The 15,751-nt window shown below is 67.8% G+C and carries 14 protein-coding genes; 7 read left to right on the forward strand and 7 right to left on the reverse strand.

Going from position 1 to position 15,751, the window contains the following annotated elements:
* Window positions 1-165: 165 nt before the first annotated feature.
* On the reverse strand, window positions 166-3,165 hold the full coding sequence (locus AC0B44_RS06295) for a UPF0182 family protein (protein ID WP_471902080.1): 3,000 nt from the start codon (window positions 3,163-3,165) through the stop codon (window positions 166-168).
* Window positions 3,166-3,355: 190 nt separating this feature from the next.
* Between AC0B44_RS06295 and AC0B44_RS06300 the strand changes: the two genes are divergently transcribed.
* Entirely contained in the window at window positions 3,356-3,958 is a 603-nt protein-coding gene (locus tag AC0B44_RS06300; protein WP_471902081.1) for a PPA1309 family protein, read from the forward strand.
* Between the two features lie 6 nt (window positions 3,959-3,964).
* On the opposite strand, the gene AC0B44_RS06305 is transcribed toward AC0B44_RS06300, so the two are convergent.
* Window positions 3,965-4,987: a YlbL family protein gene (locus tag AC0B44_RS06305; protein WP_471902082.1), complete on the reverse strand. Its 1,023-nt coding sequence runs from the start codon at window positions 4,985-4,987 to the stop codon at window positions 3,965-3,967.
* 87 nt (window positions 4,988-5,074) lie between these two features.
* Here AC0B44_RS06305 and AC0B44_RS06310 point away from each other — a divergent pair, with 87 nt between their 5' ends.
* From AC0B44_RS06310 to AC0B44_RS06320, 3 genes are all read left to right on the forward strand, one after another.
* On the forward strand, window positions 5,075-6,514 hold the full coding sequence (locus tag AC0B44_RS06310; protein ID WP_471902083.1) for a zinc-dependent metalloprotease: 1,440 nt from the start codon (window positions 5,075-5,077) through the stop codon (window positions 6,512-6,514).
* A 93-nt stretch (window positions 6,515-6,607) separates the two neighbouring features.
* Window positions 6,608-7,513 (forward strand): hypothetical protein, encoded by a 906-nt coding sequence (locus tag AC0B44_RS06315; protein WP_471902084.1) that lies wholly within the window; start codon window positions 6,608-6,610, stop codon window positions 7,511-7,513.
* Window positions 7,514-7,520: 7 nt separating this feature from the next.
* Window positions 7,521-8,834 (forward strand): ABC1 kinase family protein, encoded by a 1,314-nt coding sequence (locus tag AC0B44_RS06320; RefSeq protein ID WP_471902085.1) that lies wholly within the window; start codon window positions 7,521-7,523, stop codon window positions 8,832-8,834.
* A gap of 19 nt (window positions 8,835-8,853) precedes the next feature.
* Here the strand turns inward: AC0B44_RS06320 and AC0B44_RS06325 are convergent, their stop codons facing one another.
* On the reverse strand, window positions 8,854-9,150 hold the full coding sequence (locus AC0B44_RS06325) for a WhiB family transcriptional regulator (RefSeq protein ID WP_471902311.1): 297 nt from the start codon (window positions 9,148-9,150) through the stop codon (window positions 8,854-8,856).
* 451 nt (window positions 9,151-9,601) lie between these two features.
* On the opposite strand from AC0B44_RS06325, the gene AC0B44_RS06330 reads away from it, so the two are divergent.
* Window positions 9,602-9,961 carry a VOC family protein gene (locus AC0B44_RS06330; protein WP_471902086.1) on the forward strand — a complete coding sequence of 120 codons (360 nt, stop codon included), beginning with the start codon at window positions 9,602-9,604 and terminating at the stop codon, window positions 9,959-9,961.
* Window positions 9,962-9,984: 23 nt separating this feature from the next.
* Here AC0B44_RS06330 and AC0B44_RS06335 read toward each other — a convergent pair whose 3' ends face one another.
* Window positions 9,985-12,120, reverse strand: coding sequence for an ATP-dependent DNA helicase UvrD2 (locus tag AC0B44_RS06335; protein ID WP_471902087.1), 2,136 nt, complete (start codon window positions 12,118-12,120; stop codon window positions 9,985-9,987).
* 130 nt (window positions 12,121-12,250) lie between these two features.
* Between AC0B44_RS06335 and AC0B44_RS06340 the strand changes: the two genes are divergently transcribed.
* The gene (locus tag AC0B44_RS06340; protein WP_471902088.1) at window positions 12,251-12,505 is read left to right on the forward strand and encodes a mycoredoxin; all 255 of its coding nucleotides are present in this window, start codon (window positions 12,251-12,253) and stop codon (window positions 12,503-12,505) included.
* Between the two features lie 6 nt (window positions 12,506-12,511).
* Here the strand turns inward: AC0B44_RS06340 and nudC are convergent, their stop codons facing one another.
* Window positions 12,512-13,411 carry an NAD(+) diphosphatase gene (gene nudC, locus AC0B44_RS06345; protein ID WP_471902089.1) on the reverse strand — a complete coding sequence of 300 codons (900 nt, stop codon included), beginning with the start codon at window positions 13,409-13,411 and terminating at the stop codon, window positions 12,512-12,514.
* A gap of 10 nt (window positions 13,412-13,421) precedes the next feature.
* Window positions 13,422-14,510: a potassium channel family protein gene (locus AC0B44_RS06350; RefSeq protein WP_471902090.1), complete on the reverse strand. Its 1,089-nt coding sequence runs from the start codon at window positions 14,508-14,510 to the stop codon at window positions 13,422-13,424.
* 117 nt (window positions 14,511-14,627) lie between these two features.
* Here AC0B44_RS06350 and AC0B44_RS06355 point away from each other — a divergent pair, with 117 nt between their 5' ends.
* A complete protein-coding gene (locus AC0B44_RS06355; RefSeq protein ID WP_471902091.1) occupies window positions 14,628-15,032 on the forward strand; it encodes a DoxX family protein in 405 nt (134 codons plus the stop codon).
* Here AC0B44_RS06355 and AC0B44_RS06360 read toward each other — a convergent pair.
* Entirely contained in the window at window positions 15,029-15,733 is a 705-nt protein-coding gene (locus tag AC0B44_RS06360) for an alpha/beta fold hydrolase (RefSeq protein WP_471902092.1), read from the reverse strand. The genes AC0B44_RS06355 and AC0B44_RS06360 overlap by 4 nt on opposite strands.
* Window positions 15,734-15,751: the final 18 nt, after the last annotated feature.

The following is a 15,751-nucleotide window of genomic DNA, read 5'->3' on the forward strand; positions in this document are numbered from 1 at the left end:
GTGAGTTGGTTACCGAATCGGTCGCAGTCCTCCTGAAACGACATGATCGTCGCAACCTCTCGTTGAGAGTGTTGCGACGATCATGTGAACCCGCCAGAAACCGCGGGGCCCCGCTTCTTTGTCGTCAGCACCCGCCTGAACGGGGCCGTTCACCGGCCTCGGAGATCAGCCTCCGCTGGACTCGTACGCGTCGGTCGCACGCTGCAACCGTTCCAATGCGCGTCCGTATGCGGCGAAGTCTCCGCTGCTCTGCGCGTCCGCCAGTTCCTGGAGTGCCGCGTCGAGTTCGGCGACCGCAGCGTCGCGTCCCGCCGGGATCGGTGCCGGCGGGGTCGCCTGGCCATCACCGGGTGCGGGTTCGGCACTGCCCTCGACCGCTTCCGCCCGCGCCTCGTCGTCGACTTCGGCTGTCGGGACGGCCACGCCACCGGGTGCGGTGGCAGCATCGCCGACACCTGCACCGAACACCTGGTCCAGCGCTGCCGCCAAAGTCGGCGCGTAGCCGATCTTCACGCCGCCACCGGTCCCCGGCTCGCGGTAGCTCACGAGCACCCGCGAAAGCTGCGGGAACGTCGAGGTGCTGCCTGCCGTCGGATTACGTTCGGTGTACATCGGCTGCACGTACAGGATGCCGCCCTGCGCGATCGGCAACGTGAGCAGGTTGCCGTACTGGATCCGGTTCGATCTCTCGAGCAGGGTCCGTTCCGATGCGACTCGCGTGTCGGAGATCATCGCGTTCTGCGTCTGCTCCGGACCGAAAGTCTGTGTGTCCGTGGGCAACTGCAAAATCTTGAACTTGCCGTAGTTCTCCGGGTCTGCCTCCACCGAGATGTACGCGGAGAGGAACTGCCGGTTGTAGCCCACCATCGCCGACGTCAGCCTGAATGCCGGTTCGGCATTCTCCTGGTTGCCGGTGAGCAGGTAGTACGGCGGCTGGTTGGCACTGGTGTCCACGGTGGGATCAGCCGGCACCGACCAGAACGCGTTGTTGGTGAAGAACTCACGCGGGTCGTCCACGTGGTACTTCGCGAGCATCTCGCGCTGGACCTTGAACAGATCCTCCGGGTACCGGAAGTGCGAACGCAGTTCGTCGGAGATCTGATCCTGAGGCGTCACCGCACCGGGGAACACACCCATCCACGCGTCGAGAACGGGGTCCTCGTCGTCGACCTGGTACAGGGTGACCGTGCCGTCGTACGCGTCGACCGTCGCCTTCACCGAGTTACGGATGTAGGAAACTTCCTTGCGCGGCAGCAGGCGGCCGGTGTTCTGATCGACACTGTCCTCGACCAGTCCCTCGAGGGAGGAACGCTGGGCGTACGGGTAGTCGTCGAGCGTGGTGTACGCGTCGACGATCCACACGATGCGTCCGTCGACGGCGGCCGGGTAGGCGTCGCCGTCCGCGGTGAGCCACGGTGCAACGTTGGTCACACGCTCACGCGGGTCGCGGTTGAACAGGATCTTCGAGTTCTCGCCGATAGCGCTCGAGAACAGGATGTTGCGCTCGGCGTACTTCGCGGCGAACGCGAGCCGGTTGAACCAGTTGCCGATCCCGACGCCACCGCTACCGGTGTACGTGTACTTCTCGGTGTCGGTGTCGTACTCACGCGGCCCGGAGGCATCGGCGCTGTTGCCGACGATCGCGTAGTCGGGATCCGCCTCGGCGATGACCTCACCGAAGTAGATGCGAGGCTGCTCGACGGGGATGACCTGGTTCTCGGCGGCCAGCGACGCGAGGTCGCTGATCATGTAGACCGGGTAACCGCTGTTGCTGTTCGCGGCCTCTTCCGCCGACGCGCTCGCCGCAGCGTTGACCCGGTTCGCCGGAGCGGCGACCAGGCCGTTGCCGTGGGTGTACACGGTGTGGCGGTTGATCCAGTCGGTCTGGTTACCCGTCAAGCTCGTGGGTGCGAGCTCACGAGCGGCGACGATGTAGTCCTCGACCTTCCCGTCGACCTCGTACCGGTCGATGTCGAGCGACTCCGGGTAGCCGTAGAAGTTCTTGAGCTGGGTCTGCTGCGTGAAGGTACGCGGCAAAACGTTGGGGTCGAGCAGACGCGTGTTCGCGATCGTCGTGATGTCGGCCGGGACGTCCTCCGGGGACGTGGTGCCGACTCCGGGGTAATCCTCGTACTCGACCTTGTCGTCGGTGATCCCGTACGCGACCCGCGTGGCAGCGATGTTGCGTTCGATGTACTCGCTCTCCTTGTCGGCCGCGTTCGGGCGAACGGAGAACTGCTCCACCATCAGCGGGTACACAGCACCCACCAGGATCGACGAGAGCACCAGCAGCGCGGTCGCGAGGGCCGGAATTCGCAGGTCGCGCAGGAAGATCGCGGCGAAGAAGGCGATCGCACAGATGACGGCGATCGCGAGAAGAATCAGCTTCGCGGGAAGCACCGCGTTGATGTCGGTGAAGCCCGGACCGGTGAACGTCGGTTCCTTGCGTGCGCTCCACAGCAGTTCGTACCGGTCGAGCCAGTACGCCACGGCCTTGAGCGCGACGAAGACACCGGCGAGAACGGCGAGCTGGACACGGGCGGCCGTCGACACGCTTCCGCCGCGTCCCGCGAGCCGGATGCCACCGAAGATGTACTGCGTGACGAGGTTCGCGAAGAACGCCAGTACGACGGCGACGAACAGCCAGTTGAGCAGGAATCGGTAGAACGGCAGGTCGAAGGCGTAGAAGCCGACGTCGAGTCCGAACTGCGGGTCGGTCGTGCCGAAGTCACCGCCGTTGAAGAACATCTGCACGGTCACCCAGCTCCCCTGGGCGACGAGCCCGGACAGCACACCCAGCACGATCGGGATGCCGAGCCCGAAAGCACGCAGGCGGGTCAGCACGCTCGTGCGGTACCGGGCCACCGGGTCGTTGGGACCGGTGGTGGGGACGAATACCGGCCGCGAGCGGTACGCGAGCAGCATCGCCAGCCACACGACCAGGCCGACGAAGAGACCCACCGCGAAGAAGAGGACGACTCGGGTCAGAAGAACCTTGATGTAGACGTCGCGGAAATCGACCTCGCCGAACCAGAGCCAGTTGGTGTACGTATCCACCAGCCGCGGTCCCAGCAACAGCAGCACAGCGGCCGCCAGTGCGAAGACCAGCAGGACTTTGCTCCGTCTCGACAAGGTCGGTACTCCGGTCGGGGGCCTCATGCCCACGTGCCACGCTCCCAATCATCCGGCGGCGCGAAGAACGCCGCGTATCTACACATCGTGCGCCACACCGCGTGACCGTTTCGCCCCACTCTACGGACTTCGCCCAGGACACGTACGCGGTCGTCGATCCGGAGTTGCCGGGCGGGGCACCACAGCCGACACCTGCCGGACCTACCAATGACAGGATAGGCATGTGAATCAGCACCTTCCCGTCCCTTCCGAAGCCGCTCTCGCGCGCACCGTGCACGAGATCATCGACTACGTCGACGCAGAGGGGTGGGATCAGCCTCCCATCATGTTCGCGCTGGTGCCGACCGTATTGCTGGCGGCGTCCGAGCCCAGCCTCAGCGACCAGCTCGACGAGGGGCACGAGTACACACCGATCGCACAGGAACCATTTCCCGACGACGTGCAGGGTGGCAGCCCCGCCCTCGGCGAGTTCCTTGCCACGACCAGCTGGCCGTCGTCCGTCGCGGGGTGTGCGCTGGTCCAGGAGATCGTGGTCCTGCCGCCCAATGCCGGAGCGGATCTCGACGACGCACCGGTTCCGCTCGTCACCGACGCCCACGCCGTCGACGACGCCGCGCGCTACGCCGCGTACGCCCACCCCGACAGCCGCCGGGCGCGGCTGATCAGCGCGGTGCTGCGGGACGGCCCGGCGATGACGCTGCTGCAACTCCGTCCCACCGACGACGACGACCCGTTCGCCGGCGCGGAACTGCGCACCTACGAGAACCTCGCTCCCGAGGTGGCCGCCGCGCTCTACGCGACGCTCGACGCCGAAGAGGACGACTGACCCGGACTAGCAGGTGGGCGCGTCCCCGCCCGCCGCGATCGACTCGAGCGCATCGGCCGCGCCCTCGAGGGTCTCGACCTTGACCAGCCGCATGCCGTCCTGCTGGTTGGTGAGCGCCTCGGCGCAGTTGTCGGCGGGGACGAGGAACACCTCGGCGCCGCCCTCGGCCGCAGCGGTGAGCTTGTGGGTGATGCCGCCGATGGGCCCGACCATGCCGTCGGAGTCGATCGTGCCGGTACCCGCGACGTCGAGCCCCCCGTTGATCTCGCCGGGGCTGAGCTTGTCGACGAGCGCGAGACTGAACATCAGCCCTGCCGACGGACCACCGATGTCGGCGAGGTTGAAGACCACCTCGAACGGCACCTCGGGGACCTCCTCCGTCGCGATGCCGAGGAATCCGGCGCCGTCGTCACCCGGGCGTTCCCCCACGACGACGTCGACGGTTTCTTCGGTGTCACCGCGCAGGACGGTGATCGCGACGCTCTCGCCGGGTGCGACCGCACCGACGGCACGCTGCACCTGCCCGGCGGTTTCCACCGGTTCACCGGCGATCGCGACGATCCGGTCGCCCACCTCCAACAGACCCGACGCGGGGGCGCCCTCCCCGACCTCGGCGACCCGGAGAGTGACGGGCAGGTCCAGGTAGTGCAGGGCGGCGAGTTCGGCGCTGCGCTCCGACTGCGCGAACTGGGCCTGGTCGACGGCCCGCACCTCGTCCTTGCTGCGGTTCGGCGGATACACCTGTTCGCGCGGCGCGAGCCCGTAGCGGCCGCTGAGCCACGCGGTCACCGTCTGAGCAAGGTTGAGGTTGTCGGTGACGCCGACGGTCGTCATCACGAGGCTTCCCGTGGTCTCGTCCGATTCGACGCCTTCGAGTTCGATGACGGGCTTGTCCTCGACTTCGCCGAGCGTGTCGAAGGTCGGGCCGGGACCGAGCGCGACGTAGGGAACCTTGAGATTGAATGCGATCACGACGAGCGTGAGAACCGGGAGCAGCACGGCGATTGGCATCACGAAGCGTCGATTCACCCGGCCAGAGTATCGGGCGGGGCGTGTTCGCGGTCAGCGTGACCACGATGCCCGTGCTCCGGCAGCGCGCCTTGTACCGTTGGGAACATGAGTGACACGCCCTTCGGATTCTCGAATCCCGACGACGACCCCGACCGCAAGAAGGACGAGGGTTCCGGAAGCGGGGGTGGGAACCCGTTCGGCTTCGGCCTTCCCGGTGGCGACAATCCGTTCGGCGCGCAGGGGTTCGATCCCGCGCAGTTCGGGCAGATGCTGAGCCAGTTCGGGCAGATGCTCTCCGGAATGGGCAGTGCGATGGGCACCGGCGGCGGCGCCGGCCCGGTCAACTACGAGATCGCGTCCAAGCTGGCACGCCAGCAGATCGGCTCGGTCACTCCCGTCTCTTCGGGCACGGCCGACGCGGTGCGCGACGCGTCGCGGCTCGCGGAACTCTGGCTCGACGCCGCGACCACGCTGCCCGCGGGTGCTACCAAGACGGTGGCCTGGACTCCGGTCGACTGGCTCGAGAACACCCTCGAAACCTGGAAGCGACTGTGCGACCCGATCGCCGAGCAGGTCAGCGGCATGATGCTCCAAGGTCTGCCGGAAGAGGCCCGCGCGATGGCCGGCCCGATGATGGGCATGTTCTCCCAGATGGGCGGGGTCGCGTTCGGATCCCAACTCGGTCAGGCTCTCGGCCAGCTCTCGAAAGAGGTGCTGACCTCCACCGACATCGGCCTGCCCCTGGGTCCGGCCGGCACGGCGGCTCTCCTGCCTGCCGCGATCGAGACGTTCGGTGAGGGCCTCGAAGAGCCTGCACAGGAGATTCTCGTCTTCGTCGCCGCCCGCGAAGCGGCACACCATCGTCTGTACAGCCACGTGCCGTGGCTGCGGCAACGGCTGCTCGCCATCGTCGAGGAATACGCGCGCGGGATCCGGATGGACATGTCGTCGATCGAAGATCTCGCGCAGGGCCTCGATCCGTCCGCGCTGAGCGACCCGTCGAAGCTCGAGGAAATCCTCAAGCAGGGAGCTTTCGAACCCCAGACCACTCCCGAACAGATCGCTGCGCTCGAGCGGCTCGAGACGATGCTCGCGCTCGTCGAGGGCTGGGTCGAGACTGTCGTGATCGATGCCCTCGGTGATCGTCTGCCCGGAGTGTCGGCGCTGAGCGAGACCCTGCGTCGCCGCCGGGCCACCGGTGGTCCCGCCGAGCAGACGTTCGCGACGCTGGTCGGTCTCGAACTCCGTCCGCGGAAGCTGCGTGAGGCCGCCGCACTGTGGCGCAAGCTCACCACCGACGCGGGCATGGATGCCCGTGACGGCGTGTGGGAGCACCCCGATCTGCTTCCCGATGCGTCGGATCTCGACAATCCGGCAGCGTTCGTCGACCGCGTCATCGGTGGCGGAACCGGTGTCTTCGAAGATCCGATCGCCCAGTTGCGCGAGACGATGGAACGCGAACAAGCGGAGCGGGATCGGCCGGACCAGAAGGCCGACGACACCACCGACCGCGAACCGGACGACGATTCCGGGAAGAACTCCTGACGGCACGTCGCCGCTGGTACGCCACGGTGTAGCCCTGTGGACAACCCGCCGCCGCACGACTGCGGCGGGTTGGACACCTGCGATGCTCCCGGCATGATTTCGCTCACAGCGGCGGCCGGCGGTCTCCTCCTCGATCCTGATGTGCTCGTGCTCGACCGCCTCGACGGTTCGGTGCAACTCGGGTGGGGTCCCGACACCGCGACGGTGATCGTGCCGCCCGACGGCATGGACGCGTTCGAGATCCGCGTCCTGCTCGGGCTGCTGGACGGCAGCCTGTCGTACGAGCATGTCCTCGTCGCGGCCGCCGCGCGTGGCTTATCGGCCGAGGCGGTGCAGGCGCTGCTCGACGAACTGGTCGAGGCCGGGTCGGTACGAACCGGCACGTCTCGCGCCGGTGCCGTCGGCGCCGCCTCACCGCCCTGCGTTCGCCTGTTCGGGTCGGGGCCACTCGCGCACGCGCTCGTTCCGCATCTGTCGTTGTGGGACACGCGGTGGTTCCGGTCGCCCCCGCGCATCGACGACGCAGGTCTCGCAACCCGCGTCCCGGATTGTGTCGTCCTCGCCGACACCCAGGTGCCCGATCCCCGCCTCGTGCAGGCCGCGATGCGCCTCCGGGTTCCACATCTGCTGGTGCGCGTCCGCGACGGCCGCGGCGTGATCGGCCCGTTCGTCGTTCCGGGCCGCACCAGTTGCCTGCGATGCGCCGACCTCGCCCGCACCGACGCCGATCCGTCGTGGCCCAGGCTCGCGGCTCAGTTGTCCAGACGAGAGGGCCGTGCCGACCGCGCCGTGATTGCCGCCACCGTTGCCGCGGCAATCGCCCAACTGGACCTCTTCTTCACGAGAACCACACCGGTCCCGGGACTGCCCCGGGAGGATGCCCTCGCTCTGGACCGCACCGTCGAGTGGGATCTGCGCAGCACCCGGCTCGTCACCCGCCGTTGGCGCCGTCACCCCGACTGCGACTGCTCGACTATCCGACCCTCCGTTCAGGCATGATGGGGGCGTGTCAGACATCCCACGCAGAAGCTCTTCGCGTACCGCCAAACTCGCGAGCATCCCGCTGGGCATCGCCGGACGCGCCGCCGTCGGTTTCGGCCGGCGTCTCGCAGGTGGTGACCGCGACGAGATCGATGCCGAGATGACCGCGAAGGCTGCTGAGCAGTTGTTCACCGTGCTCGGAGAACTCAAGGGCGGGGCCATGAAGTTCGGGCAGGCCCTGAGCGTCATGGAAGCCGCGGTTCCGGAAGAATTCGCCGAGCCGTACCGGGAAGCTCTCACCAAGCTGCAAGCCGAAGCCCCTCCCCTTCCGGCGAAGGCGGTGCATCGCGTACTCGATCAGCAACTGGGCACCCGGTGGCGCGAACGGTTCATCTCGTTCGACGACGTGCCCGCCGCGTCGGCGAGCATCGGGCAGGTTCACCGTGCCGTGTGGTCCGACGGACGGGACGTCGCGGTGAAGGTGCAGTACCCCGGTGCCGACGAAGCCCTGCGAGCCGACCTGCGGACGTTGTCGCGGTTCGCGGGAGTGTTCGCGACCATGATGCCCGGTGCCGATGTCCGTGCGCTGCTCGACGAACTGACCGCGCGCACCGAAGAAGAACTCGACTATCGCACCGAAGCCGACAGCCAGCGGGCGTTCGCGCGGGCCTTCGAGGGCGACGACAAGTTCCTCATCCCCCGCGTCGTGGCGAGTGCACCGAAAGTGATGGTGACGGAATGGCTTTCCGCCACACCGCTGTCGGTGATCATCAGTGAGGGCACCCGGGAGCAACGCGACCGCGCGGGCGCGCTCCTCGCCGAATTCCACTTCTGCAGCCCGGTGAAGGCGGGACTGCTGCACTGCGACCCGCACCCCGGCAATTTCATGCTGCTCGAGGACGGGCGTCTGGGTGTGATCGACTTCGGGGCCACCGTCGCGCTGCCGAACGGATTCCCGCCGGTACTCGGGCGGATGGTGCGGCTCGCCGTCGAGGAACGCTTCGACGAACTGACCGCCCTGCTCTACGACGAGAAGTTCGTTCTTCCCGGCCGCACCGTCACCGACCAGGAGATCGCGGATTATCTCCGGCCCTTCACCGACCCGATTCAGACCGAATCGTTCCATTTCACCCGGGCATGGTTGCAGAAGGTCGCCGGCACCGCGACGGATTTCTCGAGTGCTCAGTTCCGCACGGCGAGAACGCTGAATCTGCCCCCGGAATACGCCAGCATCTTCCGGGTTCTGCTCGGTTCGGTAGGTATCTGCGCGCAACTCGACGCGCAGGCCCCCTACATGGCGATTCTCTCCGAATGGCTGCCCGGCTTCACCGAGGAATAGCCGGGGCCGGGCAGCCGATTCAGGCGCACACCAATTCTTTTCGCGGCTCGGAGACGACCGTCTTGCGCGGTCGCCCACGGGGGCGCTTGCGGGCGACGATCGTGCCCTGGTTGATGATTTCACCGCCCCACACGCCCCACGGTTCTTCGCGGGCCAGTGCTGACGCGAGGCAGCGCGCGCGCACGGGACAGCCGGCGCACAGCGATTTCGCCAGTTCCAGATCTGCCGGTGCCTCGGCAAACCACAGGTCGGGATCGTCGCCGTGGCAGGGCAGGGCGTCGATGCCCGTGCTGATGAAGTTGTCGTCTGAACCTATTGCGGTCGAAGGGTTTTCGCTCGGCACGGGGGCTCCTAAAGATTCGATCGAAAAGAGATGCGATGCGAACTTCGGCCGGAAACGAGAAAGGCCACGGTCCGCTGGGCGGTGTCCGTGGCCTGGAATCGGAAGGGTCTACCGGGTAGGTATCCCGGAGAACCGTCCGGCCACGGACGAGAGGGCAGCTGCGCGCCGACGCCATGTGCGCGGTGCAGCGGCAAATGCGCCGCGCGCCACGACGAGATAGGCGGCCGCGCAAAGATTGATGGTGACCATCACGGACTGCCTCGCTTTCGTCGTCACGCCCGGGCTTCTCCCGTGGCAATGCAGTACACAATAGTAATGGTGCTGCGATCCGCACAAGTTATTTTCTAGCTGGGGTTTTGCCGATATTTCTTGCGCCTGTGCCGATCCGCTGCTCGCACGCTCACGCGCACCTAGACTCCGCGTCATGCCAATCTCGACGACCAAATTCGTGTCGGTGCTCGATTGCCCCGATCCCCGCGCGCTCGCGAGCTTCTACCGGGACCTGCTCGGGTGGACATTCTCGCAGGACGACGACCACTGGGTCGAACTCGCGCGCGACGACGACAACGCGCTCGCATTCCAGCGCGCTCCGGACTTCACGCCCGCGCGCTGGCCCTCCGAGAGCGTGCACGTCCATCTCGATTTCTACGTCCCCGATCTCGACGACGCCGAACGCATCGCTCTCGAACTCGGCGCGGCCCGAGTCGACGATCCGTCGAGCGACCGCAACTTCCGGGTGTATCGAGACCCGGCGGGGCACCACTTCTGCCTCTGCGCGCAATAGGCCGCAGAGTCGGAGATCGAACGCTAGAGATCGAGCGTTGCCGCCGCACGTTCGCCGCGAACGAGCGCGAGCACGTCGGCGCCGTACTGCTCGAGTTTCTTCGCGCCGATGCCGGGGATCGACACGAGTGCGCGGTCGTCGCGCGGCTGTTGTTCGGCAATCGCCACCAGGGTGTTGTCGCTGAACACGACGTAGGCGGGAACCTTCAGCTCCTTGGACCGCTCACGTCGCCACTCCTTGAGCGCGACGAGCAGATCCTCGTCGAGGTCGGACGGGCAGTTCTCGCACCGGCCCAGCATCGTCGAGGTTGTGCCCAGCAGTGCCTTGCCGCAGATCCGGCACTGCGGTCGCTTCTTCTTCGGTGACGGCGGCTCGGCGATCTTCGATGCCGGGGAACTGTCGGGGATCAACCCGTGCAGGAACCGCGAACGGCGACGCGAGCGGCGGCCACCTTCGGTGCGCGACAACGCCCACGACAACGCGAGATGCACCCGGGCGCGGGTGACCCCGACGTAGAGCAGACGCCGTTCCTCCTCGATGCCGGCTTCGTCCGGAGGGGTGTCCTTGTCGCCGGTGACGTGCGTGATCGGCAGGGTGCCGTCGGTGAGCCCGACGAGGAACACCGCATCCCACTCGAGCCCCTTCGCCGCATGCAGCGACGCCAGCGTCACGCCCTGAACCGTGGGTGGCTGGCGCGACTCGGCGCGGGCCGCGAGGTCGCGCAGCAGACCGTTGAGCGTCAGGTCGGGTTCGTGCTCGAGCAGTTCCTCGGTGAGCTGGACCAGCGCCGTGAGCGAGGACCACCGTTCGCGGGCCTGCGCACCGGTGGGTTCGGTGTCGGTCAGGCCCAGCGGCACCAGCGTGGCGCGCACGAGCGTGACGAGATGGGAGCCGCGATCGGCGCCCTCGGGAAGGTCGTTGCGGGCGTCCACCTGCCGGAGTGCGTTGACGGCCTGGCGCACTTCGGCGCGGTTGAAAAACCCCTCGCCGCCGCGCACCTGGTACGGGATCCCGGTCTCGGTGAAGGCCTGCTCGTAGACCTCCGACTGCGCGTTGATCCGGTACAGCACAGCGATTTCCGAGGCCGGCACGCCGTCGCGCAACAGTTTGGCGATCGCTTTGGCCGTGGCCTTCGCCTCGGCCGGTTCGTCGTCGTACTCGGCGAAGGTGGGTTCGGGCCCGGGCGGGCGCTGCCCGATCAACTTGAGCCGGGTGCCGGCGATCCGTCCGCGCGCCTCGCCGATCACGCGGTTGGCCAGTTTCACCACCTGGGGTGTGGAGCGGTAGTCGCGTTCGAGCCTGACGACGGTGGCGTCGGGGAACCGGCGCGAGAAATCGAGCAGGTATTTGGGCGAGGCGCCGGTGAACGAGTAGATCGTCTGGTTGGCGTCCCCGACGACGGTGAGGTCGTCGCGGTCGCCGACCCAGGCGTCGAGCACGCGCTGCTGCAGCGGCGTCACGTCCTGGTATTCGTCGACGACGAAACAGCGGTAGCGGTCGCGGAACTCCTCCGCGACAGCCGTGTTGTCCTCGAGGGCCGCGGCCGTGTGCAGCAGCAGGTCGTCGAAATCGAGGTAGAACCCTTCGTCGCCCCGGTACTTCAGCGACTCGTACATCTCGTACACCGCTGCCACGCGCTCGGCGGCGGCAGGCGGTTCGCGGCGGACCCGCGCCACGGTGGCCGGGTAGTCCTCCGGCGCGATCAGCGATCCCTTGGACCACTCGATCTCGGAGAGCAGGTCGCGCACGGTGTCGGTGTCGGTCGGGAAGCCGCACCGGTGTGCGGCCTGCGAGACGACCGCGAACTTGCGGTCGAGCAACTGCCACGGTGTGTCGCCCACGACCTGCGGCCAGAAATACCGCAGTTGACGCAGCGCTGCGGCGTGGAACGTGCGCGCCTGCACGGACGGTCCGGGCGCACCGACCCCCAGTTCGCGCAGCCGGGAGCGCATCTCCCCGGCGGCCCGTGCGGTGAAGGTGACTGCGAGCACCTGTCCCGCGGCGACGTGCCCGTCGGAGACGAGGTGGGCAATGCGGCGGGTGATGGTGCGGGTCTTGCCGGTCCCTGCGCCGGCCAGCACACACACGGGGCCACGCGGCGCCCGTACGGCTGCCGCCTGCTGAGGGTCCAGGCCGTCCGTTACCGCATCCACACGCATGGGTTCCATCATGACAGTGCGAACCGACATCACGACCGCCCGCTCGGCTCGTCGGCGCGCAGACTGTGTGCGGGACCACATTCGGGGACCGGCTGGAACAGATCGGAACCGTTGTGATGTTCTCGAAGTCATGACCACCACCGATGCATCCGCCTTGACCGTCTACTCCACCACGTGGTGCGGCTACTGCAAGCGCCTCAAGAAGCAGCTGGACGAGAACGGCATCGCCTACACCGAGATCGACATCGAGGCCGATCCCTCGGCGGCCGAGTTCGTCGGCAGCGTCAACAACGGCAACCACATCGTGCCGACCGTCAAGTACGCGGACGGCAGCACCGCCACCAATCCCCCGCTGTCTGCGGTCAAGCGCGCGCTGGGTCTGTAACCCGGGTCAGCCTCGTGCCCAGCCCTCGAGCATGCCCCGCGCGATGGAAATCGAGCCGGGCAGCAGGAGGGGCACGTCGTCGGCCGACGCCCAGTCGCCCACCTCGAGCGCGGCACGTACCTCGTCGCGTGTGAACCACCGCGCCTCGCCGATCTCGCCGTCCCTGAACTCCAGGGGCTGAGCGGGGTTGGCGACGGCCGCGAACCCGAGCATCAGCGACCGCGGGAACGGCCACGGCTGGCTGCCGAGGTAGCGGATGTCCCGCACGTCGACGCCCACTTCTTCGCGAATCTCCCGCACCACACACGATTCCAGCGACTCGCCGGCCTCGACGAATCCCGCGAGGACCGAGAATCGCCGCTCCGGCCACACCGGCTGCCGTGCCAGCAGAACCTGATCGCCGCCGTCGTGCACCAGGCAGATGACGGCGGGGTCGGTGCGCGGGAATTCCTCGTGCCCGGTCTCGGAACTGATCCGCGACCATCCGGAGATCGTGGGTTCGCTGGCGGACCCGTCGACGGCGCTGAACTTCGCCCGGTCGTGCCAGTTGAGCAAGGCCACCGCACTGACCATCAGGTCCGCGTCCGCGTCGTCGAGTTTGTCGCCGACCCGGCGCAGGTCCGCGACCTCTCCCGTCTGTGCGAGCACGCGGATCGCCCACACGTGCCGGTCGTCGCGCACACCCAGGAAGACCGCGCCGGACACCGGATCGGGGCCCAGGTCGGCAGCGGCATGGAACACCAGCGACCCGTCCGCCACCGGGACCTGCCCCCGCCGGTCCACCTTCAGCAGTTTCGCGTCGGCCCACCCCGCACGCAGCGCGTCCTCGTCGGAGCGCAGTTCTTCGGCGCGCTCGACGACGGTGCGCGACAGGAGTGGGGTACCGGACAGAGAGAAACTGGTCACTTCGAGCACACTAGCCGCGCATCGCGCCGGGTTGCGTCCCCACGAGGCGGATGTAGAGCAGCTTGTCGCCGGCCTCCACCGCGTCCACCTCGGGTGAACCGATCCGCCACATACGCCCGTCGCGCACCACGGCGAGGACGATGTCCTTGAGGTGTCGCGGCGAACCACCGATCTCCGACGGTTCGACGTCGCGCTCGGCGATGGCGAATCCGGCTTCGGGGGTGAGCAGGTCCTCGATCATCTCGACGACGTTGGGTGTCGTCGTGGCGATGCCCAGGAGACGGCCTGCGGTTTCGGACGAGATGACCACCGAATCGGCACCGGACTGCCGCAGCAGGTGGGTGTTCTCGGATTCACGAATGGCGGCGACGATCTTTGCCTTGGGCGCGATCTCGCGGGCACTGAGGGTGACGAGGACGGCGGTGTCGTCGCGGTTCGCGGCGACGATCACCGCGGCCGCGTGCTGCACGCCGGCGAGGCGAAGCACGTCCGACTTGGTGGCCGAACCCTGGACGGTCACGAGTCCCTGACCCGCCGCCGCCTCGAGGACGACAGGATCGGTGTCCACCACCACGATGTCGGACGGGGCGACCCCGTCGCCCAGCATGGCGTCGACGGCGGTGCGGCCCTTGGTGCCGTAGCCGATGACGACGGTGTGATTACGCACGCGGCGCCTCCATCGTTGGATCTTGAATGCTTGCCGGGAACTTGCGGTCAGGGCCGACAACGTCGTCCCGACCAGCACGATGAGGAAGAAGACCCGCAGCGGCGTGATCACGAGAACGTTGATCAGTCGCGCTTCGGGCGTGAACGGGGTGATGTCACCGTAGCCGGTGGTCGACAGCGACACGGTCGCGTAGTAGACGCAGTCCAGCAGCGACAGCGCGTCGCCTTGCGCGTCGCGATACCCGTCGCGGTCGAGGTAGACGATCACCACCGCGAACGCCAGCGCGGCGAACGCGTAACCGATGCGACGCGCGATCGCGATACCGGGACTCGTCTGCTCCTCGGGTACGCGGAGGACACCGACCAGCGCGAAGTCCGGGCGCTCGGTGAGCTGATCGGAGCGACTGAACCTCGCGCGCAATCTACCGGGCATCGCGCTTACTCCACCTCGTCTCGGTCCCCGTGGGGGAACCACACCTACACCGTATCGATGCCCGGGCGGCCATCGATTCGGATCGCAGCCTACGCGCCGCCCGCTACTGTGGCGCCCATGTCCACCACCCACTCCTCCCGCCGGCCCGCGCTGCGACTCGCCGCGCTGCTTCTCGGCGCGGGCACGATGCATTTCATCCGGCCGCAACCGTTCGACGGCATCGTCCCCCGGGTACTTCCCGGCGACGCCCGCACCTACACCTACGTGTCGGGAGTCGCCGAGATCGCGGTCGGCCTCGCACTCGTGGTTCCGCGTACCCGGCGGACCGGTGGCGCGCTCGCCGCGGCCCTGTTCCTTGCGGTGTTCCCGGCGAACGCACAGATGGCCGTCGCATGGCTGCGCGGCAACCGGACCTCGTCTGCGGCGAAAGCCGTCGCCGTGGCACGTCTGCCGCTGCAGATTCCTCTCGTCACCGAGGCCCTGAAAGTCCGTCGCCTCGCACCGGGCGCGCACCGCCGTTAGAGCCGTCCGGGTGCCTGCGCCTCGGAGTCGAGCAGGATGTCGGCGAGTTCGGCCGGGCGCGCAAGTGCCACAAGATGTCCCGAGTCGACGACCAGGGGCTCCGCGCCGATCCGCGCACGGGCCAGTTCCGTGAGGAACGGCAGCGGAAACAACCGGTCGCGCGCGCCTGCGACGACACGCACCGGCACCTCGGGCCAGCGCTCGGCATCCCAGGGCGGTTCGAACGCCGCGTCCGACAGACCCGATTCCTCGTGGGCGAACGCCTCCGCGGTGACTGAGTCCGAGATGTCGTGGAAGAACAACTCCCGGATATCGAGCGGCGCATCCGGATCCCGCCCCTCAGCGACCGCCTGGGCTCGCTGAGCCTCCTCGTGCCCGACATCTCCCCACCACTGCGCCGGCGACTCACCGGGCGCGGGAATCATCGGCGCTACCAGGACGAGTTCGTCCACGGCGCACCGCTCCGCGATACGCACCGCGGTGAAGGCGGACATCGATTGCGCGACCACGATCAGCGGCCTGCGCACATCGCCGAGCCCCGCCACGACCAGATCGGCGTAGTCGTCCTGCCCGGCGTTCTCGTCGGCATACGGAAGGTCGACGGCGAGGACGTCGTGGCCGCGCGCCTCGAGCAGCGGCACCACCAGGTGCCAGTACCACGAGTCCGAGCCGGCACCGGGCAACAGCACGAATGTCGACATCGCGCGCTCCTTCGGTGG

This window comes from Rhodococcus sp. NPDC019050 (assembly GCF_055664235.1).

What these genes read in the sequence shown, in the direction of transcription:
- AC0B44_RS06310 (WP_471902083.1), top strand. Translation starts at nt 5,075, where the DNA reads ATGAGTGACACGCCCTTCGGATTCTCGAATCCCGACGACGACCCCGAC.
- AC0B44_RS06315 (WP_471902084.1), top strand. Translation starts at nt 6,608, where the DNA reads ATGATTTCGCTCACAGCGGCGGCCGGCGGTCTCCTCCTCGATCCTGAT.
- AC0B44_RS06330 (WP_471902086.1), top strand. Translation starts at nt 9,602, where the DNA reads ATGCCAATCTCGACGACCAAATTCGTGTCGGTGCTCGATTGCCCCGAT.
- AC0B44_RS06335 (WP_471902087.1), bottom strand. Translation starts at nt 12,120, where the DNA reads ATGCGTGTGGATGCGGTAACGGACGGCCTGGACCCTCAGCAGGCGGCA.
- AC0B44_RS06340 (WP_471902088.1), top strand. Translation starts at nt 12,251, where the DNA reads ATGACCACCACCGATGCATCCGCCTTGACCGTCTACTCCACCACGTGG.
- AC0B44_RS06350 (WP_471902090.1), bottom strand. Translation starts at nt 14,510, where the DNA reads ATGCCCGGTAGATTGCGCGCGAGGTTCAGTCGCTCCGATCAGCTCACC.
- AC0B44_RS06355 (WP_471902091.1), top strand. Translation starts at nt 14,628, where the DNA reads ATGTCCACCACCCACTCCTCCCGCCGGCCCGCGCTGCGACTCGCCGCG.
- AC0B44_RS06360 (WP_471902092.1), bottom strand. Translation starts at nt 15,733, where the DNA reads ATGTCGACATTCGTGCTGTTGCCCGGTGCCGGCTCGGACTCGTGGTAC.